The following is a 25,830-nucleotide window of genomic DNA, read 5'->3' on the forward strand; positions in this document are numbered from 1 at the left end:
GCATGGAGATCGAACAGCTCTCGGTCGCGGTGATCGGCCTCGGCGACATCGCGCGCAAGGCCTATCTGCCGGTCCTGGGCACACGGGGCGACCTGCGCCTCAAGCTGATGACGCGGAACCGCGAGCGCCTGGCGGAGCTGGGCGCCGCGTACCGCGTGCCCGACGAGTGTCTGTTCACCGGCATCGAGGCGGTGCTGGAGGCGCGGACGGACGCCGCGTTCGTCCACGTCGCGACGGTCGCGCACGTGGAGGTGGTGACCGCCCTTCTGGACGCCGGCATCCCCACCTACGTCGACAAGCCGCTCGCCGACAACCTCGCCGACTCCCGCGCGCTGGTCGAGCACTCCGGGCGGACCGGCACGCCGCTGATGGTCGGCTTCAACCGGCGGCACGCCCCGGCGTACGTCGACGCCGCCCGGGCCCCGCGCGAGACGGTGATCCTCCAGAAGAACGAGGTCGACGCCCCCGGCACCGTGCGCGACATCGTGTTCGACGACTTCATCCATGTGGCGGACACGCTGCGCTTCCTGGCGCCGGGGCCGATCGACGACGTGACGGTGTCCGGGCGCGTCGAGGACGGCTTGCTGGAGCACGTCGCGCTGACCTTGTCCGGTCCCGGGTTCACCGGCTTCGGCGCCATGAACCGGCGCGCCGGGCGCAAGGGGGAGCGGCTCCAGGTCATCGGCGACGGCCACCAGCTGGAGGTCCACGACCTCGCGGCCGGCCCCACCGGCTGGGCGCCGGTCGGCCGGGTGAGGGGCGTCGAGCAGATCTGCGAGCACTTCCTCGCGGCGGTGCGCGGGGAGACCGTCTTCCCGGACCCGCAGGACGCGTTGGCCACCCACGAGCTCTGCGAACAGGTCGTCGAGCGTCTGGACGGGTGACACCGCGGAAATCGCCCGCGTCGGCGGCCGCCGACGCGGGCATACGCTTGTTGATGAGCGACAGCGGCGCGAAGGGACCGGGCCCCGGAGAGGAACCGGAACCGGGAGCGGAACCAGTGTGGAAGGACAGACACGGCGAGCGGATCCGTGCTCTGCCCCGGCCGGTCCGTGTCACCGTGGGAATCCTCGGCCCGGTCCTGCTCACCGTCGCCTACTTCACCCTCCCGTTCAGCCTGCTCAGCGGCGACCACCCCCTGGCTTGGCTGATGCTCATCGGTCTGCAGGCGCTGCTGGGCCTGGGCATGGCCGTGACCACGGTCCGCGTGATGAGCGACCGCCCGGGCCATCCCGGTCTGATCATCCTGTTGCTGGCCTGGACCTCGATCCTGACCTTCTCGGCCATCTACTGGTCCCTGGCTGTCGGCCACGGGCAGTTCTCGGGCTTGACCACCCGCCTGGACGCGCTCTACTTCACCGGCGTCACGATGACGACCGTCGGCTACGGCGACATCTACGCCAGTGGCCAGATCGGGCGGGCCATCGTGCTGGTCCAGCTCGTCTACACCTTCTCGTTCGTGGCCGGCGCCATCACGGCGGTGGGCACGCGCGTGCGCGGCCACCTCTCGCAGCGCCTGAACAGGTGACGGCGGCCCCGGGATGCTCGACTGGCTCAGCAGGCTTCCGCCCGCCCTGATCTACGTGACGGTCGGCGCGCTGGTGTTCGTCGAGGACGCGCTGTTCGTCGGGTTCGTCGTGCCGGGGGAGACCGCGGCGGTGGTCGGCGGCGTGCTGGCGCACCGCGGCGCGGTGTCGATCTGGGTGCTGGCCGCCGTCGTGGTCGGTGCCGCCGTCGCCGGGGACAGCGCCGGGTTCGAGGTGGGACGGCATCTCGGGGACCGGCTGCTCGGCGTCCGCCCGCTGCTGCGGCACCGTTCGAGGATCGACCGGGCCCGGGCCCTGATCAACAGACGCGGCGCGGCGGCGGTGTTCCTCGGACGGTTCGTGTCCTTCTTCCGGGCCCTGATGCCGCCGCTGGCCGCGATATCCCGCATCCCCTACGACAGGTTCCTGTTCTTCAACGCGCTCGGCGGGCTGGTGTGGGGCGTCGGGTTCACTCTGTTGGGCTACTTCACCGGGGCCGCCTACCAGAAGGTCGAGCACCTGGTGGGCGGACTGCTGGCGGGGTTCGTCGCGCTCGTCGTGATCGTCGCGCTGATCGTGTGGAGGGTCCGGCGGAACCGGGCCGACGAGGATCCGGAGGGACCCGCCGACCCGGCCCCGCCGGAGGACGTCAGGCGCTGACGAGCTTCCCGTCCCGCGCGACCACGCTCCCGCCGCGCACCACGAGCTCCCGGGCCGGGACGTCCACCACCACCTGGGCCGGGCACTCGCCGGAGACCAGGAAGAAGTCCGCGGGCGAGCCCACCGCCAGGTCGCCGGCCGGCAGGCCGACCAGTTCCGCTCCGGAGACCGCGGCGGTGTGGAAGCCGAGTTCCAGGTCCTCGTCGACGCGGGCCCGCAGCGAGCGGGCCATCAGGTGGGCCCGGTGCAGCATGTCGGCGTCGCCGAACGGCGACCACGCGTCGCGCACGCCGTCCGAGCCCAGCCCGGCCCGCACCCCGAGCTCGCGCAGCCGGCGCACCGGCAGCGTGGACCCGGCCGGGGCCACGGTCGTCAGGCCGATCCCGGCCTCGGCGAGCTCGGCGGCGCGCCGGTCCAGCTCGGCGTCCGGCAGGCCGACCAGCGCGAAGGCGTGGCTGACCGTGACCCGGCCGCCCAGGGACAGCGCGCGGGTGCGCTCGACGACCGCGTCGAACACGTCCAGGCCGTCCCGGCCGCGGTCGTGCAGGTGCAGGTCCACGCCGACGCCGTAGCGGTCTGCTCAAGGCCGAACCCGCCGACGAGCTCTACGCCGCGATCCGGGCCGCCGCCGCGGGCCGTACCGCTCTGTCGCCTCCGGTCGCCAGCCGCATGCTCGCGCAGATGCGTTCCCCACGCCCGAGTCTCACCGACCGGGAGAAGGACATCCTGGGACAACTGGCGCAGGGTCTCGGCAACCGCGAGATCGCCAGGAAGCTGTTCATCAGCGAGGCGACGGTGAAGACCCATCTCGGACGGATCTACGACAAGCTCGGGGTCGACACCCGCGCCGGGGCGGTGGCCGTGGCGAAGGAGCAGCGGCTGCTGGGGTGAGGGTTTACCCTCCGCGTGCTTCGGCCGAAGCACTGGTCGCGGTCACCGAGCCGTGGCAGCGTGGAAGCGTGGGTGAATCAGGGGGTTGGGCAGCGCCTGGTTACACGGAGATCCGCGAGCTGGGCAGCGGAGCCACCGGGCGCGTGGTGTTGGCGCGGCACGATGCGAGCGGCCGCCTGGTCGCGCTGAAGTACCTCGCGCCGAGACTGGTGGGGAGCGCGGCGTTCGCCGAGCGGTTCCAGCGGGAGGCCGCACTCATGGCCTTGGTCCGGGACCCGAACGTGGTCGAGGTGTACGACCTCGCCGTCGATCCGGCCGGGCGCGGGGTCGCGCTGGTGATGGAGGCCGTGGAAGGACCGACGCTGCGGGCGTTGCTCGGGCGCGGGCACGGCTCGCCGGAGGCGGCGCTGTCGCTGTTGCGCGGGTCGTTGCTCGGCTTGGCGGCCGCCCACGACAAGGGCGTGGTGCACCGCGACTACAAGCCGGACAACGTGCTCGTCGACGCGAGCGGCCGGAGCAAGCTGACCGACTTCGGCATCGCCACGACGGCCTGGGAGGGCGTTCCGGCCGAGGGCACGCCCCCTTATATGGCCCCGGAGCAATGGAACGGCTATCCGGCGGCGCCCGCGTCGGACATGTACTCGGCCGCGGTGGTGTTCTACGAGTGCGTCACCGGCGTGCGGCCGTTCCGTTCGGAGACCCTCGCCGAGCTGCGCACGTTGCACGAGACCGCGCCGCCGCCGCTGGACCGCGTGCCGCCGCCGGTGCGCGGGTTCCTGGAGCGTGGACTCGCGAAGTATCCGGAGCAGCGGTACGGGGATGTGCGGTCGTTCTTGGCCGACGTCGAGGCCTCGGCGGTCGCCGGTTACGGCCCGGACTGGCTGGAGCGCGGGGTTCGGGACCTGGCCTATGTGGCCGCCGGGATGATCGCGGCGCTGCCGTTGCTGGCGCTGGCCGCCGGGACGACGGCGGCTGGAACGGTCGGGTTCGCGGGGACGGCTGGTGCCGCGGGAGCTGCGGGTGCCGCGGGCACGGCGGGAGCCGGAACCGGTGCCGCCGGCATGGCCGGAACGGGCGCTGTGGGAACGGGCGCTGTGGGAACGGGCGCTGCGGGAACAAGTGCTGTGGGAACAAGTGCTGCGAGCACAAGTGCTGCGGGCCTGGGCCACGGCGCGGTCCAAGCCGGCACCCACGGCACCACCGCCGCCGCCCAAGCCTTCGGCCACTCGGCCACCCACACCGCCGGCCACTCCCTGGGCCAAGCCGCGGTCCACGGTTCCAGCTCCGCCGGCCAGTTCATCGGCGACGGCGCCACCCACGGCCACCAAGCCATCCAGCACACCCGCCAGGCCGCGAAGTGGTCCCGCCGCGGCGCCAAACTCCTGCACGGCAAGGCGCTCGCGGCCACCGTCGCGACCGTCACCGTGGTCGGCGCCACCACCACGGTGGCCGTGGTCGCCTCCGGCAGCTCGGACACCCCGCAGGTCAGCGTGGCGAAGGCCATGGAGTCCGCGCTGCACGACTACGGCAGCGGCAACAACACCGCCATCTGCAACGACATGAGCTCGGCCCTGTTGAAGGTCTACGGCGGCAAGGCCGGGTGCGCCAGTCTCATGACCAGTGCCAACGGCTTCCTGAACTCTCTGGGCGGATCGCTGGCCGACCAGCGCAGCGCCGCGCGGGCGGCCACCGTCGACGCCTCGAAGGTGGTGGTCACCGGGAACACCGCCCTCGTGCCCGCTTCGGCCGTGCGCTGGAAGACCAGCAGCCTCAAGGTGGCCGGGCAGACCATCCAACTCGACATCGAGGACACCACCTGGGTCAAGGAGGGCGGCCGCTGGCTGATCGGGATCCCGAAGGACATGCCCAGCACCCTGCCGACCGACCTGTTCCCCAGCGGCAGCATCCCGAGCGACCTGTTCCCGACGAACATCCCCAGCGACCTCATCAGCAACCTGCCGTCGATCACACTCCCCAGCGACCTGTTCAGCAGCGGCTGATCGCAGTTCCCGGCGAAACCGCCGGCCGCAACATCACCGATTGGTAACGCCCGCAACGCGCTCGCGACGACCTCCCGTTCTAAACCGTATGAGCGGTGTCCCCATGTCCTCAGGAGGTCGCGTGCCGGGATTGGTCCGCAAGCGAGCGGTCGCCCAACGCATGCTCCTGGCCGCCGCCCTCGCGGTGCTGCTGCCGGCGCTGGTGCTGGTCACGCTCATCCGCCTGCACGGCACCACCGCCGAACGCGACGGCGTCCGCAAAGCCCTGACCAGCCTGCCGGACAGCGCGCGCTCGGTGACCGCCGTCTACAACATCGGCTCGCGGTTCCCGGCCAACCCGGCGACCCGCATCGCCTTCCTGAACGACGTCGAGCAGCACATGCGCGAGGCGTTCGCCGGCGTCGACACCGCGATCCTGCACGAGTCCGCGAGCGCCCCGTACGGTGTGGCCGGCGCCAAGCCCGCCTACTCGGTCTACTTCATGGGCGCGACCGACGCCCGGAAGAACGCGCGGCTCGTCGCCGGGGCGTGGCCCGCGGCCCTGGCCGGCGACGCGAAGCCCGGGACCCAGGACACCGCCGGCACCGAGTTCGAGGCCGTGATCCCGGAGGTGGCGGCCACCGCCAACCACTGGAAGGTCGGCGACGAGCTCGCCGTCGCGGCCCGGATGGACGGTGCCAAGGAACGCGTCAAAGTGGTCGGCGTCTACCGTCCGGCGGACAAGACCGCCGCGTTCTGGCAGGCCGAGTCCTATCAGGGGGCCGGCAAGGGCCAGGAGGACCAGCCCACCTTCGGCCCGCTGCTCGTCGACCCGACCGTCACCACCGGCGCGAAGCTGGAGATCCGGCAGGAGAGCGTGATCGCCTCGCCGGACTTCAGCACCATCGGGACCGGGGCCGCGGCCGGGCTGCAGGACCGGCTGGCGCCGCTGGACGCCTGGCTGCCGAACGCCGCCGCGACGGTCGACAGCAACATCCACGCCACCGTCCTGGACCAGCTCGCGCCGCGGACCCAGGGCATCGACGGCAACCTGAAGATCAGCAGCCGCCTGAACCTGCTGCCGGTGGTCGAGCTGGCGCTGCTCGCGCTGACGGCGCTGGTCCTCACCACCCGGCTGCTCAGCGAACACCGCCGCGAGTCCGACGGCCTGCTGCGCGCCCGCGGCGCCTCGGTCCGCGGGCTGCTGCGCGTCGGACTGGCCGAGGGGCTGCTGCTGACCCTGCCGGCGGCCGCGGTCGCGCCGTTCGCCGCCCGGCAGCTCGAGCACGGCCTGAGCTCCAGCCGCTGGGCCACGTCCCACGACAGCTCCGCCCCGATCTCCACCGACCTGTGGGTCGTGGTGGCGCTGGGCGCGCTCGCCACCCTGCTGCTGCTGGCGATGGTGCCGGTCACGTCCTCGGCGAGTTTCGTCGGCGTCAAGCGCGAACGCAGCCGCTCGCAGGTACGCACCGCCGTGCAGCGCACCGGCGCGGACGTGATCGTGGTGCTGCTCGGCGCCGGCGCGCTGTGGGAGCTCACCCGGTTCGGCGACGACCCGGCGCGCGACGGCGCCCTGTCGCTGCCCCAGGTGGTGGCGCCCTCGGTGCTTCTGCTGGCCGGATCGTTGGTGCTGCTGCGCGCGCTGCCGTTGATCGTCGGCCCGCTGGAGTACCTGGCCGCCCGCCGGCGCGCCGCCGTGCTGGCCCTGGCCGGCTGGCGCGTGGGGCGCATGGCGCGCACCTACGCCGCCCCGATGGCGCTGCTGATCATGGCGGTCGCGGTCGGGACGCAGGCCACCGTCTTCCTCGCCTCCGTGGACCGGTCCGCCGACGACCAGGCCGCCCACCAGGTCGGAACCGACACGCGCGCCGCGGGCATCCCCGGCGGCCACCTCGGCATGTCCGGGGCCTTCGCCGCGGTCCCCGGGAGCGGCCGGGGATTCGCCGCCACGCGCGAGGGCCTGTTCTTCGGTTCCGGACGCCAGCAGCTGCCCATCAACGTGCTCGGCGTCGACCCGGCCCGCTCGAACGGGGTCGTGGACCTCCGCTCGGACCTGGCCGACGAGAGCTGGCCGAAGCTCACCGCCGCGCTGGCCGCCCAAGGCTGGGACGAGCACGGGCTGTCCGGCGGCATCCCGCTGCCCGGCACGCCGACGAAGCTCACCCTGGACGTCACGTATCAGGGCGCCGGTGCCAAGGCCGGGGCGCCGAGCGCCTTGGGGTCGCTCGGCGTGGTCGCCGAGGTCGTGGACGCCTACGGCGTCCCCACGCTGGTGGACTTCGGCGGTGTTCCGGCCGCGGACGGGCAGGTCCACACCCTGACCGCCAAGCTCGACGCCGAGGGGGGCAAGATCGCCTACCCCGTGAGGATCGCCGGACTCTCAGTCGGCTACCACGCGCCCGAATGCCGTTACTACCAGGCCGACGGCACCCGCGACACGCGGTGCGAACCCGGCGGGGGCACGGGGGACGCCGAGACGGTGACCGTCAATGTCAGCAACCTGACAGCCGACGGCCGGCCCGCGACGCTGCCGCCCGGAATCCAGCCGCGCCCGTTCGCCGAGCCGGACGGCGGGTCCACGGACGGCGCCGCCGCCGCGCAGCGCGCGGACTACCACGTCACCGCGCCGACCGGGAACGGCCTGCTGCACTTCACCGAGTACTCCGGCTACAGCTCCCAGGGCCAGCCCCTGGTCACCCACGTCCTGGACCTGGCGCGCTCGGCGTCCGCGGTGACCGACGTCCCGGCGCTGGCGTCCGCGCATCTGCTGGCCGCCCTGGGCCTGAAGGTCGGGTCCTCCTACCAGACCAAGGCCTTCGGCCCCGAGGTGCGCCTGCACTTCGTCGGCGAGGTGCGGGCGATGCCGGCCCCGCACCGCATCGGCCAGCGCAACGCCGACGCCCCGGCCGAGGACGACGCGCTGGTGGTGCCGATCGGCCTCGTCGGCCGCTCGGACCTGGCCACCGGCTCGGTCGGCGAGGAGACCGAGTGGTGGTCCACCACCGCCTCCGGCACCGGCCCCGGCCGCCTGGCCGACGGGCTCCGGTCCGTGCGGGTCGCCGGCCTGGGCGCCGGCGTCGTCACCGACCGCGCCACCGCGGCCGCCGCCATCCGCGACGACCCGATCCGCGGCGGCATGAAGCTGACGCTGGTCATCGCGGCCGGCGCGGCGCTGCTGTTCATCCTCATCGGCTTCGCGCTGCACTCCGTCATCGCGCTGCGCGAGCGCACCACCGAGCTGGCGCTGCTCAACGCGCTCGGCCTGTCCCGCCGCCGCACCGCCGTGATGCTGCTGGCCGAGAACCTCCTGCTGGTGGTGCTCGGCATGGTCGGCGGCGGCGCGCTGGCGGTGCTCACGATCAGATCGGAACTGCCCTTGCTGATCCTCACCGATTCCGGACAGGTGCCGATCCCCGAACCGGTGACCGTGGTCGACCTGCCGGCGCTGGCCGGGGTCGGCGCGGCGGCCGCCCTGCTGCTGCTCGGGCTGGTCGCGGTGGTGTCGCTGGGCCGCCGCGAGCAGACTCTCGGCAGCGTCCTGCGCCTGGGGGAGGACGGACGATGAGCCGGCTGCTGAGAACCCCGCGCTGGATCGCCGAACTCGGCTCGGCGCGCCTGATGCTGGCCGCGCTGGCGCTGCTGGCGGCCGGTACCGCCGCCACCGCCGTCGTGGTCCCGGCCGACGTCGCGAAGTCGGACGCCTGGAGCGCGGACAGCCTGGTGTCGCAGGCCTCGTACGTGCAGCGGGACCTGGTGGTGGCCGGGCGGCCGGGCGCAGGGGTGGCCACCGCCTATCCGAAGGACGCGCACGACCTCGGCGAGCTCGCCGCCACGAACCTGGCCGCGCTGCCGGACGCCCTGAACCGGCTGGTGTCGGAGACCGTGATCACCCGGCAGTACACGCACCCGCTGCCGGTCGTCGACCCCCCGGCCGGACTCGACGCCCCGGCGTGGCTCCGGGTCGACTGGTCGCCGCAGCTGAACGCCGAAGTGCACTACGTCGCCGGCGAGGCGCCCGGCGTGGAGACCGGCGAGATCACCCAGAAGAGTCCCGAGGGCTTCACCCGCGCGATGAGCATGACGCTGCCGATCGCGGTCTCCCGGGCGACCGCCGACCGGCTCGGCCTGAGCGTCGGCAGCACGGTGCGCCTCGACACCGCCGGCGGTGCCGACGCCGGCGGGGCCGGGATCGGCGTGGCCCTGACGCTGTCGGCGAAGGTCTCCGGGATCTACGAGCCGAACGCCGGCGTCACGTCCTCGGACCCGGTGTGGCACGTGGCCGACCGCCCCGAGCCGGCCCGGGTCCCGGTGTGCGTGCGCGAGAGCGCCCAGGGCTGCGACGCCACGGCCACGGTGTGGCAGGCGGACGTGTTCGTGAACCGGCCCGAAGTCGTCGCGCTCATCACGTCCCTGATCCGCGTCGGCGCGTACTCCACGACCTACGACTACGTCGTCGATCCGGCGCGCCTGACTCCCGGCGCCCTGGCGGGTGTGGGCCCGGCCCTGGACCAGACGACGCTGGGCGTCGTCCAGTTCAAGGGCGACGTCACCCTGAAGACCGGGCTGAAGGATCTGGCCGCGAAGGTCCGCGAAACCCAGTCCGACAGCCATCTGCTGGCGGCGGTGGTGCTCGGCGCGCTGTCGGCCGGCGCGCTGTCCGCGTTGTTCCTGATGCTGCGGCTCGTGGTGCTGCGGCGGGCGCGGGAGGTCGCGCTGTGCGAGGCGCGCGGCGCCTCGCCGGTGCGGCTGGCGCTGCGGATCGCGACGCAGATCGCGGCGGTCGTCGCGGTGTCCGGTCTCGGCGGTGCGCTCCTGGCGGTCCGCACCGGCCACGGGACGCTGCACGACCCGGCGGCCTGGTCCGGCGTGATCCTGGTGACGCTGCTGGCGTTCGGCGTCGTCGGCTGGTCCGTGCTGCGGCAGGGCGACCGCGTCGTCACGGCGCGGCACGAGGCGCTGGGGGACACCGCGCGGATCCGGCGGATGGTGCGGGACGCCGGTCTGCTGCTGGCCGCCGGCGGCGCGCTGGCGATCTACCGCGGCCAGGGCTCCGCGAACCCCGACGGCTCGATCGACTGGATCGCCGTCGCCGCGCCCGCGCTGCTCGCCTTCGCGGCCGGGATCGCCGCGGTGCGGCTGGTGCCGGCGCTGTTCGGGCCCGCCGTGCGGGTGCTGGGCCGGCGGCGCAGCGTGGTCGGCTTCGTGGCCGCCGCGCTGTCCGGACGCCGGGTGCGCGTGGTCGCCGCGCCGCTGGCCGGGCTGGTCGTGGTGGTCGCCGCCGGGATGTTCGCCGCCGGCTACGACGCCTCGGTCGCGCAGAAGGTGCGGGACGACACGATCCGGCAGGTCGGCGCCGCGGCACGGATCGACGCGGAGCCGGACCGGTCGCTGTCGGTGGCCGATCAGACGACGAAGGATCCGAACGCGTATCAGTTCGCCGACGGGTTCGCCGCGGCCGCCGCCAAGGTGCCGGGAGTGCGGAGCGTGCTCACCGGGCGGGTGGAACTCGGCGGCATCGCGCAGATCTCGGCCTCGGGGACTCCGGAGGCGCGGCCGATCGCCGTCATCACCGTGGATCCGGAGGCGTTCCGGCGGGCCGCGGCCGAAGTGTTGTCCGGAGCTTCGGCGCGCGGGCCGGCGCTCCCGGAGGGCGGCTGGCCGACGGCGCCCTCCGCCGACGGCACGGTCTCGGTGCTGGCCTCCCCGGGCCTGGCGGGGCTGTTCACGGGACAGGTGTCGATCTCCGAGCCGGCCGGGTCGTTCAAGGCGGTGTTCGGGGCGGTCGCGGACGTGCCGATCGCCGACTCGGTCGTCGACCGGGGCGGCACCGACTACGTCGTCGTGGCCGCGGGCCAGGTGAAGGGTGTCGATCCGGGCCCGGCGAACGTCGCCTGGTTCACCGGTGCCACCGGGGCGATGTCGGAGGACGCGCTGCGCGCGCTGCCCGGCGTCACGAAGTCCTACCGTGTGACGACGCTTCAGCAGGTGCGGTCCGCGGCGTACGGCGAGGGCCGGGTGTCGGCGGCACGGGACGTGTTCCACCTCGTGGAAGCCCTCTGCGTCGGCTACTTCGCGTTGTGCCTGTTGCAGTTGCTGACCGCGACGCGGACCGTGAGCCGCGACAGCGCGCTGCTGTTGCAGGTCTTCGGGCTGCGCGCGGGACGCAGCCGCCTGGTGGCCGCGTTGGTCCCGTTGCCGATCGCGGTCCTCGCGGTGGCCGCCGGACTGGGCATGGGCGCCGGTCTGTCCCCGATGCTGGGGCCGCTGGACCGCGGGGCGGCGTCCGGGCCGGGTGCCTCGGTGGTGGCCACCGGCTCCATCGGCTGGGGCTGGACCGCGCCGGTGGCGGCCGTGGTGCTCGGGCTGACGGTCGCCGGGGTGCTGCTGGACCAGGCGCTGCGGCGGCGGGCAGAGCTGTCGGTACGGTTGCGGGACGCCGAGTTCGAGTAGCCGTCGGAGGCGGCTGATAGAAAGACCTCCGTCGGAAAGCAAGCCGGTCGGAGGGGATCCCGTGATCAACAGCGAGTGCGTGGGGCTCGAGGTCTGGGGCGGGCTGCCGGTGTTCCACCTGCCCCGCACCGGGTTCCGGACCCTCGACGACTGGCCCGGTCACGGCGAGATCCCCGGCGACGTCGACGCCTGGGCCTGGCGCGTCGGCTGCCAGGACTGGCACTCGCCGGGGTTCCCGGACCTGTTCGACGCGTTCCTGCGCACCGTGGACACCGTCCCGCTGACCGCGCTGATCATCGGCAACTGGCTCACCGACCGGGACATGGACAAGACCGCGGCCGACATGTTCGCGCCGCTGATCGCCGCGGCGGACCGGTTCCCGAACCTGAGAGCGCTGTTCCTCGGCGACATCGAACAGGATCAGCACGAGATCTCGTGGATCCACCAGAGCGACCTGACGCCGCTGTTGCGGGCCTTTCCGAAGCTGACGCGGTTCGGCGTGCGCGGGAGCGAGAACCTGGGGTGGGAGGCGCGCGCCTACCCGGAACTCAGGGAGCTGACGTTCCAGAGCGGCGGTCTGCCGCCGGAGGTGGTGCGCGCGGTCGGCGCCTCGGACTTCCCCGAACTGACCGATCTGGAGCTCTACCTCGGTGACAGCGAGTACTTCGGCGGCTCAGGCGTCGAGGACCTGGCCGAGATCCTGGACGGGGCGCACTTCCCCCGGCTTCGCTACCTCGGCCTGCGCGACGACGAGAACGCCGACCGGACGGCCGCGGCCGTCGCGCACGCCCCGATCGTCGCCCGGCTGGAGGTCCTGGACCTGTCGCTGGGCACGCTCGGCGACGAGGGCGCGGCGGCGCTGCTGGCCGGGCAGCCGCTGACGCATCTGAGGAAACTCGATCTGCATCACCACTTCCTCTCCGAGGAGATGCGGCAGCGGCTGCTGGACGCCTTGCCCGGGGTCGAGGTCGACCTTTCGGAACCGCAGGAGGAGGAAAGGGACGACGACGAAGTGTGGCGGTACGTCGCGGTGAGCGAGTAGCGGCCATGAGCTTCGACGCGCACATCACCGAGTTCGCCGGACTGGAGATCCTCGACTTCCCCGTCGACCCGGACGCTCCGCTGCCCGACGGTTCCGCGGAAGCGGAGCCGCGGGCCTGGCGGATCGACTGCGGGAAGGACCGGGACGAGGAGCACCGGTCCGACTTCGACACCGTCTTCGAGAGCTTCCTCGCGCGGGTCGACACGACACGGGTCGCGGCCTTGGTGACGGGGCTGTGGTCGGAGTGGCCGGAACCTGAGGACGACACCGTCGTCGAACTCCTCTGTGCGCACGCGGATCGCTTTCCAGCGCTGCGGGCGGTGTTCATCGGAGAACTGATCCGGGAGCAGTGCGAAGTCTCGTACATCCCGCTGAAGCCGGTCACGCCGTTGCTGGCGGCGTACCCGAGGCTGGAGCAACTGTGGGTGCGGGGCGGCACGGACCCCGATGTCGTCGGGGGCATAGGCGTGCCGATCATCGCCCCGGCCGAGCACGACTCCCTCTGCACCCTCGTGATCCAGTCCGGCGGCCTCGACCCGGCCACCGTGCGGGCCGTCGCGGAATGTGACTTCCCGGCCCTGGAACACCTGGAGTTCTACTTCGGCCACCCCGGCTACGGCGGCCACGCGACGCCGGCCGACATCGACTGGCTCCTGGCCGGCGACCGGCTGCCCAACCTGCGGCACCTCGGCCTGCGCGACTCGGTGGTCCAGGACGACTTCGCCGTGGCCGTCGCCCATGCCCCGGTGGTCGCGCAACTCAGGACCCTGGATCTCTCGCTCGGCACCCTCGGCGACGCCGGGGCCGCCGCGCTCCTGGCCGGACAGCCGCTCGGCCACCTGGCCCGACTCGACCTGCACCACCACTACCTCTCCGAGGAGATGCAGGGGCGGCTGCGGCAGGCCTGGCCGGGCGTCGAGATCGATCTGTCCCAGCCGCACCGTGAGGACCGGCGCGGCCGCCGCTACATCGCGGTGGCCGAATGAGCCCGCGCTTCGCGGTGGTCGGCAACCCGGACAACCGTCGCGTCGGCCTCTTCGCCGAGGCGGTCCGGGCCGCCGGTCTGCCGGAGCCGCGGGTCGTGCCGTGGCTCGACGTGCTGGGGGGCGACGCCGTCTTCCACCGCGGCGAGGTGGTCCGGGTCGACTCCCCGGGTGAGGACGCCGAAGTCACGCGGCTGCTGCGAGGCTCCTCCGCGCCGGTGGACATGTACCGCGTCGAGGGCACGCGGGACTGGTACGCGGGCTTCACCGCAGCGCTCGGAAAACTCCAGGGAGCGATCGAGGAAGCGGGCGCGGTGAGCCTGTTCCGCCACGAGGAAGTGGCCATCGCCTTCGACAAACTGCGGTGCCACGAGCTCCTGACAGACGTCGGGCTCCCGGTGCCCGGCGCGGCCGAGATCGACGGCTCGGAGACCGCCTTCCTCAAGATCCGGCACGGATCCTCAGCCTCCGGTGTCGTGGCGCTGACCGTGCGCGGCGCGCGCCGCCGCGCCGTCACCTCGGTGGAGATGGTGCGCACCGACCAAGGGATCGAGCTCTACAACTCGCTGCGCGTCCGTACCTATCTCCGCGATGCGGACATCGATGATCTGCTCCGTGCCCTGGCGCCGGACGGCCTGCACGCAGAACGCTGGATCCCGAAACTCAAGCAGGACGGCCGCGACTGCGACCTGCGCATCGTCACGGTCGGCGGATCGGCCACCCACGCGGTCCTGCGCACGAGCGAGCATCCGATGACGAACCTGCACCTGGGCGGACGGCGAGGAGACCTGGCCCGGTTCCGGGACGCGGTCGGAGACGAGCGCTGGCACACGATCCTCCGCCACGCCGAGACCACCGCCGCCTGCTTTCCCGGTGTGCACACGCTGGGGATCGACGTCCTGCCGGGCGCCGACGGCCACGACTACATCGGCGAGGTCAACGCCTACGGCGACCTGCTGCCGAACCTGATGGGACTTCCGGGTACGGCCGGGGAGGGCGTCGACACCTACGGCGCTCAAGTACGTTCACTGATAGGCCGCTTCGCATGAACATGAACGACGTCGTCGGTACGCACGACATCCTGTTCGTCACGCTGGACACGCTGCGCCACGACGTCGCGGCCGAGGAACTGGCGGCCGGCCGGCTGCCGAACCTCGCGCGGGTGCTGCCGGACGGCTGGGAGCGGCGGTCCACGCCGGGGTCGTTCACGTTCGCCGCGCACGCGGCGTTCTTCGCCGGCTTTTTGCCGACGCCGGCCGCGCCGGGGCGGCATCCGCGGTTGTTCGCCGCGCGTTTCGGCGGCAGCGAGACCACGGCGGCGGACACGTGGGTCTTCGAGGAGCCGGACCTTGTCGCCGGTCTGCGTGCGGCCGGATACCGGACCGTGTGCGTCGGGGGAGTGGGGTTCTTCAACCCGGAGAGCCGGCTCGGGCAGGTACTGCCGGGGATGTTCGACGAGGCGCACTGGAGCCCGGGGACCGGTGTCACCGATCCGGACGCCTTCGGCAACCAGCTCGACGTCGTCGAGCGCGTGGTGGCGGACCTGCCTGCGGAACAACGCCTGTTCCTCTTCGTGAACGTCCCGGCACTGCACCAACCGAACTGGTTCTATCTCGACGGCGCCACCCGGGAGGCCGGCGACACGCGCGCGTCGCATGCGGCGGCCCTGCGTTACGTCGACGGGTTGATCGGTCGGCTCTTCACCACGATGGCCGCTCGCCGTCCCTGCTTCACCGTCGTCTGTTCCGACCACGGCACCGCCTACGGCGAGGACGGCCACGTCGGGCACCGGATCGGCCACGACGTGGTGTGGACCGTGCCGTATGCGGATTTCGTGCTGCCGAAGGGATACGAGGGCTGATGCTGGATCGTCCCTACGAGGCCTATGTATATGCGTACCCGCACAAGACCGCGTATCGGCCGCTCGATCCGAAGCCGCTGCTGGCCGACATCTGGCACGGCGAACCGCGCCACGCCTTGTCCTTCTATACGCACATCCCGTTCTGCGAAGTGCGCTGCGGGTTCTGCAACCTCTTCACCCGCACCGGCGCTCCCGCATCCTTGACCGAGAACTACCTCGACGCGCTCGAACGGCAGGCGGTCGCCGTGCGTGCCGCTTTGGACGCCTCCGGCCCCGAACCGCACTTCGCCAACGCGGCGATCGGCGGCGGAACTCCTACTTATCTGAGCCCCGATGAGCTGTCGCGGCTCTTCGACATCGCTTCGAAGGTGATGGGCGTCGGCCTGGGGACCATCCCGTTGTCGGTCGAGGCGTCCCCGGCCACGGCGACACCGGACCGGCTGGCTGTGCTGGCCGAGCGTGGCACCACCCGCCTCAGCCTGGGCGTCCAGAGCTTCGACGACGGCGAGGCCCGCTCGGCGGTCCGGCCGCAGAAGCCGGCCGACGTCTTCGCGGCCCTGGACGCGATCCGTGCCGCTGAGATCCCTGTTCTGAACATCGATCTCATCTACGGTATCGAGGGACAAAGCCGCGACAGCTGGCTTGCCTCTCTGGCGACCGCACTGCGCTGGACCCCGGAAGAGATCTATCTCTATCCGCTCTATGTGCGGCCCCTGACCGGCCTGGGACGCCTCAACCTGGACCGGGACGCCGCTTGGGACACCCAGCGCCTGGGCCTCTACCGCGCCAGCCGTGACTTCCTTCGGGACCACGGCTACGAGCAGGTCTCCATGCGGATGTTCCGCCGCCTGGACGCACCGGTCATCGAAGGCGGTGAGGACTACGCCTGCCAGACCGACGGCATGATCGGCCTCGGCTGCGGAGCACGTTCTTATACCGCTTCTCTGCACTACTCCTTCGACTACGCGGTGTCGGCGTCGGAGGTGCGCGGAATCATCGACGACTATGTCGGCACCGAGGACTTCAGCCGCGCCGAAGTCGGCATCCATCTCGACCAGGACGAGCAGGATCGCAGGTTCCTGATCCAGTCCCTGCTGCAAGCCGAGGGCATGGAGCCGAGTCCGCCCTGCGAGCCGTTCGGGGCGGAGTTGGAGCGGCTGGCCGCCCGCGGCTTCCTGGAAGTCACGCCGGACCACCGCATCCGCCTCACCGCCGAGGGCCTGGCGTGGTCCGACGCGATCGGCCCGCTGTTCTTCTCCGAGCCGGTCAGGGCCGCGATGCGCGCCTACGATCTCAAGTAGCCGCCGCGTGGAACTGTCGATCCTCTACCGTGGCCCGCTGGCCAGCTGCGACTACGACTGCGGGTACTGCCCCTTCGCCAAGCGCCGCGATTCGCCGGAGACGCTGCGCGCCGACCGGGAAGCCCTGGAGCGGTTCGTCTCCTGGGTGACCGGCCAGGCCGCGGACCGGATCAACGTCCTGTTCACCCCGTGGGGCGAAGGTCTGACCCGGTCGTGGTACCGGCGGGCACTGGTCGCGCTCAGCCGCCTGGACCACGTCGGTGAAGTCGCCATCCAGACCAACCTGAGCTCGCGCACCGCCTGGACCGCCGACGCCGATCTCAGCTCTCTGGCTCTCTGGTGCACGTACCACCCCGGCCAGGTTCCCTACGACCGCTTCCTCGGCCGGTGCACCGACCTTCGGGAGCGCGGCGTCCGGTTCAGCGTCGGGATCGTCGGCCTGCCCGAGCACCTGGACGCCGCCCGCCGGCTGCGCGCCGACCTCCCCGCGGACGTCTATCTCTGGGTCAACGCGGCCGAAGGCCACCCCTACACGGACGATGAAGCCGCGCCCTGGACCGGGATCGACCCGCTGTTCCCCGTGTCGCGCTTCCCGCATCCCTCGCGAGGCCGCGCCTGCCGCGCGGGGGAGACGGTCGTCTCCGTGAACGGCGACGGCGAGGTCTACCGCTGCCACTTCGTCCCGCGGACGGACCCCGCCGAGCGTCTGGGCAACCTGTACGACGGCTCCTACCGAGCCGCCCTCCGGCCGCGACTCTGCCCCCTGGCGCAGTGCGACTGCCACATCGGGTACGTGCACATGCCGGAGCTCGGACTCTACGAGACGTTCGCCGGCGGGGTCCTGTCCCGGATCAGGTCTGCGCCAGCGGCCGGTACTGGTCCTCGCTGAGGCCGAAGGTCCAGGCCACGCCCTCCTTGGCGGTGCGGGTGTGCGGCGGCACGCGCAGGAAGTACACGTTGAACGTGCCGTCCGGCTCCGGGGAGGAGTTCACGACCTCGACCATCACGATCGACTCGTCGTCCGGCATCTCGATGCGCCACAGCTTCCCGGTCTCGTCCTGCTGGACCGGCTCGGCGCCGGACTCCTTCAGGAACCGCTCGGGGGTGTAGTGCTCGACCATCATCCGGCGCTGCTCGGCGTTCTCCTCGGCGCGGATCAGCTCCGGGGTGGTGGCCGCCAGCCGGGCGCCGAACGCCGGGTCCAGCGCGGTGCCGCGCCAGGAGTAGAGGGCGAAGCCGTCGGAGTAGGCGACCGCCGGACCGTCGCCGTGGTGCAGTCGCTCCTGGTCGTCCAGGCGCAGCGCGAGCGGCCGCTCGGTGAGGATCACGGCGCGCTCGAAGGGCCACCACCAGCCGGCCGCCCGGGCCATCCGGCTGAGTCCGCAGGCCATGCCCGCCGCCTCGTAGAGGGGGAGCCACGCGGCGTCGAACTGGCCGTGCACCGCGTGCGTCAAGGCGATCCGCAGTGCGGTGCGTTCCGCCGGGTCGGCGGCCCGCGCCTCGACACCCGCTGAGATCCGTGTGATCAGGCCACTGAGAAGCGGCGCCAGGGTGCCGCAGGCGGCCTGCCACACGCGGCCGAACTCGCGCGGCCCGAACCGCTCGACCAGCTCCGCGCGGCCCTGCGACCACGCCAGGTCCCGGATCCGGTCCCGGGCCGGGGCGCCGTACCGGCCGTCCGCGGCGGCCACCAGCCGCGCCGCCTCCAGCGGGGAGCGGCACCAGATGATCTCCGGCGCGGCGTCCGGGAACGCCTCGGCGTACAGCGTGAGCGCCGCCTGCTCGGCGGCCTCCCGGTCCGCGGCGTCCGTGGACAGGGCGATCGACCGCCACTCCCGAGCGGTGGCCGCGGCGATCGCGACCACGCCGTCGGCGGTGAGGTCCGGGTGCGTCTCAGGGCTCTCTATGCCCGCCATCAGTCCGCCACCACCCGGAACGAGCGCAGCGCGGCCGGCTCGTACTCGCGCTGGCGGACGACGCGGAACCAGCCCTCCGGCAGCGGGATGGTGCCGTGCTCCTCGTGCACCACCTTCCCGCCGCGGGGCAGGAAGAGGAATGCCGGCTCGCTCTCGGTCGGCGCCGGGTAGAAGTCGCCGTCGTCATGGGACGCCAGCACGGCGTGGGCGTGCCCGGTGCTTTCCCCTAGGGCCAGCACCATCGGCTCGCGCGGCGCCCGGCGCTTCGGACCGGAGGCGCGCATCTCCTCCGGGACCGCGGTCTCCGTGACCGGCACGATCAACACATCTCCTTGGCGGTACACGGCCCCTCCTGACGTCCGCGGCCCCGTTCGGTGGCTGGCGGTTTCACGCTAGTCCCGACCACCGACAAGGCCCGCACCCTTGACGTGATCGGCGGAAACCGCTTGATTGAGTGGCCGACGGTGATCCTGCCACCCGGATCGGCGCCCGCGGCCAGCACCCGATCGGTGCGCGGCCACGTCGCGCTGCCCCGCGTCCTCGTCGATGCGCAACAGGTGCCACATCCCTTAGCCCTTAGCGTCAGGAGGATCACCGAGTGTCTTATTCACTCACCAGGAGTCCGGCCCGCCGTCTGCTGGTCGCGGCCGTGACGGCCGCCGCCGGCGCGGCGTTCGCCCTGAGCGGGTCCGCGTCCACCGCCGGCGCGGCCTACCCGGCCGTGCACCCGCACGCACAGGACGCGGTACAGGTCGCCACCGGCGTCACCGCGCCGACCCAGGCCGCGTGCGCCGCCGTCGGCCGCCGCTGCTTCACCCCGGCGTCGATGCAGGCCTCGTACGACATCACCCCGCTGCTGGCCGCCGGCAACGACGGGCACGGCAAGACGATCGCGATCATCGACTCCTTCGGCTACGACACGGTCGCGAGCGACCTGGAGAACTACAGCAAGCAGTTCGGCCTGCCGCTCATGTGCGGCATGCCGGACGTCGAGTGCAAGCCGGGCATGCCCACCTTCGAGTGGGACCGCTGGGACGGCCAGCGCCCCGTCAAGCAGCCCCCGTCCAAGTCCCAGGGCACCGGCCAGCAGGCGTCCAACGCCTGGGCCCTGGAGGTGGCGCTCGACACGCAGTGGGCGCACGCCACGGCTCCCGGCGCCGACATCATCCTGATGACGACCAACGTCGCCGAGACCCAGGGCGTGCAGGGCCTGCCGCAGATGATGGACGCCGAACAGTTCCTGGTGGACCACCACCTGGCGGACGTCGTGTCCCAGTCCTTCGGCACCGCCGAGCCGGACTTCCACAACGGCACCGCCTCCCTGGAGAACCTGCGCCACGCCTTCGTCTCCGGAACCCAGAGCGGCGTGACCTTCCTGGCCTCCTCGGGCGACAACGGCACCGCCAACAACGCCAAGACGCCGATCAAGAACCCGGCGGCCCTGGATTCGGCGAGCGTCGGCTGGCCGGCCTCCGACCCCCTGGTGCTGTCCGTCGGCGGCACCTACCTCTGCACCGACGGCGCCACCGGCACCACCGTGGACAGCACCAGCGCCGGCGGCCTGTGCCCGAAGTTCCCCGGCCAGCGTGAGGTGGGCTGGACCTTCTCCGGCGGCGGCTACAGCCAGGACTTCGCCCGCCCGTCGTACCAGGACGCACTGCCCGCCGGCTCCACCCCGATCGGCTCCATGCGCGGCGTGCCGGACATCGGCTACCAGGCCTCCGCCGCCACCGGGGTCCTGGTCTACGACACCGCCCCCGGCGACAACGGCGGCTCGAACGTCAACGACGGCAGCTGGTACATCATCGGCGGCACCTCCTCGTCCAGCCCGCAGTGGGCCGGCCTGGTGGCGATCGCCGACCAGATGGCGGGCCACGACCTCGGCCTCATCCAGCCGAAGCTGTACGCGCTGGCCGACGGGCCGGACTACGGCACGTACTTCTTCGACGTGACCACCGGCAACAACACCGCCTCGGACACGGTGCCCGGCTACCCCGCCACCCAGGGCTGGGACCCGATCACCGGCCTCGGGACGCCGGACGCGGCGAAGCTGGTGCCGGCGCTGGGCTCGTAACACAAGGAACTGATTCAAGCAGGGCGCCGGCGGCGCCCCCGGTTCTCCGGGGGCCCCGCCGGCGTTTTCGGCGCCGCCGCACCGTTGCCGAGCCGTTATCGTCTCGCGCCACCCAACCCCTTCCCCGCGCGCAATATTTAGTTTACTTTACTGACGAACTCGCACCACCGAGCACCACAGCTCACCGCACCACCCCGCACCACCCCGCATCACCGCACCACCGCAGAACTCACAGCGAAGAAGCCGGCTAAGGGAGGGCGCTTGAACACGCCTGTAGTGCTGGGGATCGACTTCGGCGGCACGAAGACCGCGATGGCCGTGGCCGAGGCCGCCACCGGCCTCCGTCTCGGCACCGCCACCGTTCCCACGCACGCCGCCGAAGGCGGCAAGGCCTCCCTGGCCCGGGGGCTCCGCGCCGCCCGCGCCCTGCTGGACCGGGTGGCCCCGGGGCGGGAGCCGCTCGCGGTGGGCGTGTCGACCATCGGCATCCCGCGGGAGGCCGGTGTGGATCTGGCCCCGAACATCCCCGGGTGGGCCGATCTGGCGCTGGCCCGGGAAGTACGGGCCGCGTTCCCCGACTCCGAGATCCGGGTCGAGACGGACGTGAAGGCGGCGGCACGGGTCGAGGCCGTGGAGGGCGCCCTGAAGGACGCCGACCCGGGTCTCTACCTCAACCTCGGCACCGGCCTCGCGGTCGCGCTGGTCGCCGGCGGCGAGGTCGTCGCCGGGCGCAACGGCGCCTCGGGCGAGATCGGCTACAACCTCCGCTCCGTCGCCGACGTCGGCGCCCCCACCGGGAAGCGCTCGATCCTGGAGGACGGGGTCAGCGGCATCGGGTTGCTGGCCCGGGCCAAGGAACTGTTCCCGGACGCCACGGGCGCCCAGGACCTGTTCGCCGCGGCCGGGCACGACGAGCGGGCCGCCTCGGCGCTCAAGGAGTTCGCCGACGAGCTGGCCTTCCACCTGGTCAACCTCGCCATCGCCCTCGATCCCGCGCGGATCGCGGTCGGCGGCGGGATGGTCCGGTCCTGGGCCGCCCTGCACGGCCCCCTGCGCCGCGCCCTCGACGCCGCCGTGCCGTTCCCCCCGGAGCTGGTGCAGGCCGCGTTCCCGTTCGACGCCCCGCTGGCCGGCGCGCTCACCCTCGCGCGCGCCGCGGCCCGCCCTCAACCCTCAACAGCCCTCTGATGACACCGGCCCGATCCTCTGTGACGATCGGGGATTTCGCACCAGCCGCACCACCGCAGGAAACGCACCACAGCACCACCTCCGCACGACTCCCTCGGGCGCCACATCCCGCGAACCGGAAAGGAAACCCAGCATGAGGCGCAGCAAGTCGTCGCTGCTCGCGGTCGCCGTCTCCATAGGCCTGGCCGCCAGCGCGTGCTCCAGCACCAAGCACACCACCGACAACGCCTCCGGCGGCAGCGGCGGCTCCTCGGCGAGCACCGGTTCCGGCGGCTCGTCGTCCTCCACGTCCGCCAAGACCTACAAGCAGGGCGGCACGCTCACCATCTCGAACGAGCAGGGCCAGACCTGGCCGTGCGCGTTCAACCCGTTCAACGCGTCCAACAACGTCGAGGCCAACGGGTTCATCTACGAGCCGCTGGTCTACGTCAACACGCTGCAGAACGCCAAGGAGACGCCGATGCTGGCGTCCTCCTACACCTGGAACGCCGACAAGACGCAGATCACCTTCACCATCCGCGACGGGGTGAAGTGGAGCGACGGCCAGGCGCTGACCGCCGACGACGTGGCGTTCACCTTCCAGCTCATGAAGCAGACGCCGGCCACCGACCTCTACACGCTGTGGAGCGGCGCCGGCCTCACCGACGTCAAGGCCACCGGCAACCAGGTCACGCTGACGTTCAAGCAGAACGCGCAGGTGTACTTCTACCAGTTCGCCAACCTGGTCACGATCGTGCCCAAGCACATCTGGTCCACCGGCGACGCGGCGTCGAAGCCGGACACCTGGACCAACGCGAACCCGGTGGGTTCGGGCCCGTACACGGTCAAGTGCACGCCGAACAACATGGAGTACAAGGCGAACCCGAACTACTGGCAGCCGGGCAAGCCCTACGTCACCACCGTCGAGTACCCGGCCTACCTGGACAACCAGCCGGCGAACCAGGACCTGGCCAGCGGCAAGGCGCAGTGGGGCTCGCAGTTCATCACCGGCATCAAGTCCTTCTACCTGAACAAGTCGCAGGACAACCACACCTGGTCGCCGCCGGTCCTGAACGTGGCGCTGGTGCCGAACCTGGATCCCTCGCACAAGGCCACCAGCCAGCTCGGCGTGCGCCAGGCCCTGGCCTACGCGATCGACAAGGCGAAGGTCTCGGCGATCGGTGAGGACGGTCAGCAGCCACCGGCCAACCAGAGCGGCATCGTCACCCCGACCTTCGACAAGTACAACGACACCGCGGCGATCTCCGCGGCCGGGTTCGACAAGCCGGACCTGGAGAAGGCCAAGGCGGCGCTGCAGACCGCCGGGTACTCGACCTCGAACCCGCTGAACCTGACGGTCATCTCGGTCCAGGGCTACACCGACTGGGACGCTTCGATCGCGGTCATCAAGGACGAGCTCAAGGGCATCGGCATCAACCTGACCGAGAGCTCCCTGACCATGCAGACCTACGACGACAAGCTCTACAAGGGCGACTACGACCTGGCCTACGTCGGCCAGCCGGCGGGCGGCCCGACGCCGTACTTCGAGCTGCGCGAGTGGCTGCACTCGGCGAACACCGCGCCGATCGGCCAGTCCGCCTCGGCCGGCAACTTCGAGCGCTACCAGAACAAGGAGGTGGACACGCTGCTCGACAACTACGCCACCGCCTCCGCCGACGACCAGCTCGGCATCATCAAGAAGATCGAGGGCTACATGCTCAAGGACGTCCCGATCATCCCCGTGACCGAGTCCGTGGACTGGTTCCAGTACAACACCAAGGACTTCGGCGGCTGGCCGACCGCCGACAACCCGTACGCGCAGCCGGCGGCGTACAACTTCCCGGACAACGAGCAGGTGCTGCTCAACGTGTACGCGAAGTCGGCGCAGTAGCCAAGCCGCATTGACGATCCCCTGAGGGATCCGGGTGGCGCCCGGAACCGTACCCCGGGTGCCACCCCATCTCCGTGCCAGTCAGACGAAAGGACAGAGGGTTGAGATATCTTCTGCGCCGACTAGGGTTCTTCCTTCTCACCCTCTGGGCCGCTCTCACGCTGAACTTCTTCCTGCCACACTTCATGCCCGGCAGCCCGATCAACTCGCTGCGCGCCGCCACCCGCGGCAAGGTCCCGGACGCGCAGCTGAAGCAGATCCTGGCCTCCTACGGCTTCAAGCCGGACGCCGACATCTTCAGCCAGTACTGGGACTACCTGGGCAAGATGCTCACCGGCAACTTCGGCGTCTCCACCGGCGGCAGCTCGCTGGGCCAGCCGGTGTCCAAGATGATCGGCCAGTCGCTGCCCTGGACCCTGGGCCTGGTCGGCCTCACCACGGTGCTGGCGTTCGTCATCGGCTCGCTGATCGGCACGGTCGCGGCCTGGCGCCGGGGCGGCGTGGTCGACTCGGTGCTGCCGTCGGTCTTCGTCGTCACCTCGGCCCTGCCCTACTTCGTGGTCGGCCTGTTCCTGATCCTGTTCTTCACGATCGACAACACCTGGCTGCCCGGGTCGTTCAACTACGACAACACGATCGTGCCCGGCTGGTCGCCCGGTTTCGTCGGCAGCGTGCTCCAGCACGCGGTCCTGCCGGCCGCCACCCTGCTGATCACCTCGATCGGCGGCTGGGTGCTGACCATGCGGAACAACATGATCACCACGCTGGCCGAGGACTACATCCGGATGGGCCGGGCCAAGGGCCTGTCCGACCGCAAGGTGATGTACAACTACGCCGCCCGCAACGCGTTCCTGCCGAACCTGTCCGGCTTCGCGATGTCGATCGGGTTCGTGCTCACCGGCGCCATCCTGGTGGAGAAGATCTTCAACTACCCGGGGCTGGGCTACCAGCTCTACAACGCGGTCAACAGCATCGACTACCCGATGATGCAGGCCCTGTTCCTGCTGTTCACGGTCGCGGTGCTGGGCGCGATCCTGGTGTGCGACCTGCTCACGGTGTGGCTCGACCCGCGCACCCGGGCGAAGGGGTGAGGACCTGATGACGACCCTGCTGTCGCAGCCGGCGGACGCCCCGGTCGTGCCCCTCCGCGCCAAGAAGCGCGGGGGCGGCGTGTGGCGCTCGTTCCTGTCCAACCGCAAGGCCAACTTCGGCTTCGGGCTGTTCCTGGTGCTGCTGGTGATGGCGCTGTTCCCGGCGTTGTTCACCGACGTCGACGACCCGACGGCGCCGGCCAGGTTCATGCCGCGCCTGCCCCCGTCCGGCGAGCACTGGCTCGGCACCACCTCGCTGGGCCAGGACGTGTGGGCGCTGTTCGTCTACGGCTCCCGCGAGCCGCTGATCATCGCGGTCGTCGCCGGTGGTCTGGCCACGATCATCTCGGTGCTGGTCGGCGTCTCCGCGGCCTACCTCGGGGGCGTCGCGGACGACGTGATCTCCTTCGTCACCAACGTGGTCCTGGTCATCCCCACTTTCCCGCTGGTGATCGTGCTCTCGGCGTACTCCGGCAGGCCGACCCTGACGGTCATGATCTCCGTCCTGGTGGTCACCGGCTGGTCCTACGGCGCCAACCAGATGCGCGCCCAGGCCCTGTCGCTGCGCAACCGCGACTTCCTGGAGTCCGCCCGCGTCCGCGGCGAGCGCCGCTCCTACATCATCGTCTTCGAGATGCTCCCGACGATGATCTCCCTGATCATCGCCAACTTCCTGGGCGCGGCGCTCTTCTCCGTCCTGAACGCGGCCGGCCTGCAGTTCCTGGGCCTGGGCGACCCGAACTCGGACAGCTGGGGCACGATGCTCTACTGGGCCGACTCGCAGTCCGCGCTGGAGAACGGCGCGGAGTGGTGGGCCATCGCGCCGGCCCTGGGCATCGCGGCGCTGGGCGTCGCCTTCGCCCTGATGAACTACGCCTTCGACGAGATCAGCAACCCGGCCCTGCGGCCGGTGAGGAGGCAGCGTGTCAAGAAGCTCGGCAACCGGCTCCGGCCGGCACCGGCCGTCGTCCCCGGACCGGCTGGGGGTGAGTGAGCCG

At 71.7% G+C, this 25,830-nt stretch carries 19 protein-coding genes and 2 pseudogenes; 18 read left to right on the forward strand and 3 right to left on the reverse strand.

From position 1 onward, the window contains the following. The first annotated feature begins 2 nt into the window (after positions 1 to 2). From ABD466_RS32110 to ABD466_RS32120, 3 genes are all read left to right on the forward strand, one after another. Positions 3 to 884: a Gfo/Idh/MocA family protein gene (locus ABD466_RS32110; RefSeq protein WP_344660972.1), complete on the forward strand. Its 882-nt coding sequence runs from the start codon at positions 3 to 5 to the stop codon at positions 882 to 884. Between the two features lie 116 nt (positions 885 to 1,000). Beyond that, positions 1,001 to 1,528, forward strand: coding sequence for a potassium channel family protein (locus ABD466_RS32115; protein ID WP_344660973.1), 528 nt, complete (start codon positions 1,001 to 1,003; stop codon positions 1,526 to 1,528). Between the two features lie 13 nt (positions 1,529 to 1,541). Next, entirely contained in the window at positions 1,542 to 2,186 is a 645-nt protein-coding gene (locus tag ABD466_RS32120) for a DedA family protein (protein ID WP_344660974.1), read from the forward strand. On the opposite strand, the pseudogene ABD466_RS32125 reads toward ABD466_RS32120, so the two are convergent. Next, positions 2,176 to 2,766, reverse strand: a pseudogene (locus ABD466_RS32125) (amidohydrolase family protein); the annotation flags it as partial. The gene ABD466_RS32120 and the pseudogene ABD466_RS32125 sit on opposite strands and share 11 nt — an antisense overlap. On the opposite strand from ABD466_RS32125, the pseudogene ABD466_RS32130 reads away from it, so the two are divergent. From ABD466_RS32130 to ABD466_RS32175, 10 genes and pseudogenes are all read left to right on the forward strand, one after another. Then, positions 2,763 to 3,077 (forward strand): annotated as a pseudogene (locus ABD466_RS32130) (helix-turn-helix domain-containing protein); the annotation flags it as partial. The pseudogenes ABD466_RS32125 and ABD466_RS32130 sit on opposite strands and share 4 nt — an antisense overlap. 68 nt (positions 3,078 to 3,145) lie before the next feature. Beyond that, positions 3,146 to 5,077, forward strand: a complete 1,932-nt coding sequence (locus ABD466_RS32135; RefSeq protein WP_344660976.1) for a serine/threonine-protein kinase — start codon at positions 3,146 to 3,148, stop codon at positions 5,075 to 5,077. A gap of 121 nt (positions 5,078 to 5,198) precedes the next feature. Next, a complete protein-coding gene (locus ABD466_RS32140; protein ID WP_344660977.1) occupies positions 5,199 to 8,621 on the forward strand; it encodes an FtsX-like permease family protein in 3,423 nt (1,140 codons plus the stop codon). Then, on the forward strand, positions 8,618 to 11,506 hold the full coding sequence (locus tag ABD466_RS32145) for a hypothetical protein (RefSeq protein ID WP_344660978.1): 2,889 nt from the start codon (positions 8,618 to 8,620) through the stop codon (positions 11,504 to 11,506). The genes ABD466_RS32140 and ABD466_RS32145 overlap by 4 nt, the downstream gene beginning before the upstream one ends. A gap of 61 nt (positions 11,507 to 11,567) precedes the next feature. Next, on the forward strand, positions 11,568 to 12,548 hold the full coding sequence (locus tag ABD466_RS32150) for an STM4015 family protein (RefSeq protein WP_344660979.1): 981 nt from the start codon (positions 11,568 to 11,570) through the stop codon (positions 12,546 to 12,548). A 5-nt stretch (positions 12,549 to 12,553) separates the two neighbouring features. Then, a complete protein-coding gene (locus tag ABD466_RS32155; RefSeq protein WP_344660980.1) occupies positions 12,554 to 13,534 on the forward strand; it encodes an STM4015 family protein in 981 nt (326 codons plus the stop codon). After that, positions 13,531 to 14,580, forward strand: coding sequence for an STM4014 family protein (locus tag ABD466_RS32160; RefSeq protein WP_344660981.1), 1,050 nt, complete (start codon positions 13,531 to 13,533; stop codon positions 14,578 to 14,580). The genes ABD466_RS32155 and ABD466_RS32160 overlap by 4 nt, the downstream gene beginning before the upstream one ends. 2 nt (positions 14,581 to 14,582) lie before the next feature. Then, positions 14,583 to 15,392 (forward strand): STM4013/SEN3800 family hydrolase, encoded by an 810-nt coding sequence (locus tag ABD466_RS32165; RefSeq protein WP_344661015.1) that lies wholly within the window; start codon positions 14,583 to 14,585, stop codon positions 15,390 to 15,392. Then, positions 15,392 to 16,693 carry an STM4012 family radical SAM protein gene (locus ABD466_RS32170; protein WP_344660982.1) on the forward strand — a complete coding sequence of 434 codons (1,302 nt, stop codon included), beginning with the start codon at positions 15,392 to 15,394 and terminating at the stop codon, positions 16,691 to 16,693. The genes ABD466_RS32165 and ABD466_RS32170 overlap by 1 nt, the downstream gene beginning before the upstream one ends. 7 nt (positions 16,694 to 16,700) lie before the next feature. Beyond that, positions 16,701 to 17,582 (forward strand): STM4011 family radical SAM protein, encoded by an 882-nt coding sequence (locus ABD466_RS32175; protein WP_344660983.1) that lies wholly within the window; start codon positions 16,701 to 16,703, stop codon positions 17,580 to 17,582. Here ABD466_RS32175 and ABD466_RS32180 read toward each other — a convergent pair. Then, positions 17,545 to 18,609 carry a DUF6745 domain-containing protein gene (locus tag ABD466_RS32180; protein ID WP_344660984.1) on the reverse strand — a complete coding sequence of 355 codons (1,065 nt, stop codon included), beginning with the start codon at positions 18,607 to 18,609 and terminating at the stop codon, positions 17,545 to 17,547. The two genes, ABD466_RS32175 and ABD466_RS32180, sit on opposite strands and share 38 nt — an antisense overlap. Further along, positions 18,609 to 18,953 (reverse strand): hypothetical protein, encoded by a 345-nt coding sequence (locus tag ABD466_RS32185; protein ID WP_344660985.1) that lies wholly within the window; start codon positions 18,951 to 18,953, stop codon positions 18,609 to 18,611. Before ABD466_RS32185 ends, ABD466_RS32180 begins: the two co-directional genes overlap by 1 nt. 254 nt (positions 18,954 to 19,207) lie before the next feature. On the opposite strand from ABD466_RS32185, the gene ABD466_RS32190 reads away from it, so the two are divergent. The 5 genes from ABD466_RS32190 (at position 19,208) to ABD466_RS32210 (ending at position 25,826) form a co-directional block, all read left to right on the forward strand. Beyond that, positions 19,208 to 20,683 carry a S53 family peptidase gene (locus ABD466_RS32190; protein ID WP_344660986.1) on the forward strand — a complete coding sequence of 492 codons (1,476 nt, stop codon included), beginning with the start codon at positions 19,208 to 19,210 and terminating at the stop codon, positions 20,681 to 20,683. Between the two features lie 261 nt (positions 20,684 to 20,944). Then, positions 20,945 to 21,871 (forward strand): ROK family protein, encoded by a 927-nt coding sequence (locus ABD466_RS32195; protein WP_344660987.1) that lies wholly within the window; start codon positions 20,945 to 20,947, stop codon positions 21,869 to 21,871. Positions 21,872 to 22,004: 133 nt separating this feature from the next. Further along, on the forward strand, positions 22,005 to 23,741 hold the full coding sequence (locus ABD466_RS32200) for an ABC transporter substrate-binding protein (protein ID WP_344660988.1): 1,737 nt from the start codon (positions 22,005 to 22,007) through the stop codon (positions 23,739 to 23,741). 101 nt (positions 23,742 to 23,842) lie between these two features. Then, positions 23,843 to 24,832 (forward strand): ABC transporter permease, encoded by a 990-nt coding sequence (locus ABD466_RS32205; protein ID WP_344660989.1) that lies wholly within the window; start codon positions 23,843 to 23,845, stop codon positions 24,830 to 24,832. A 7-nt stretch (positions 24,833 to 24,839) separates the two neighbouring features. After that, positions 24,840 to 25,826: an ABC transporter permease gene (locus ABD466_RS32210; protein ID WP_344660990.1), complete on the forward strand. Its 987-nt coding sequence runs from the start codon at positions 24,840 to 24,842 to the stop codon at positions 25,824 to 25,826. Positions 25,827 to 25,830 lie beyond the last annotated feature (4 nt).

Origin of the sequence: Catenulispora subtropica (assembly GCF_039531675.1) — a bacterium.
Taxonomy (GTDB): domain Bacteria; phylum Actinomycetota; class Actinomycetes; order Streptomycetales; family Catenulisporaceae; genus Catenulispora; species Catenulispora subtropica.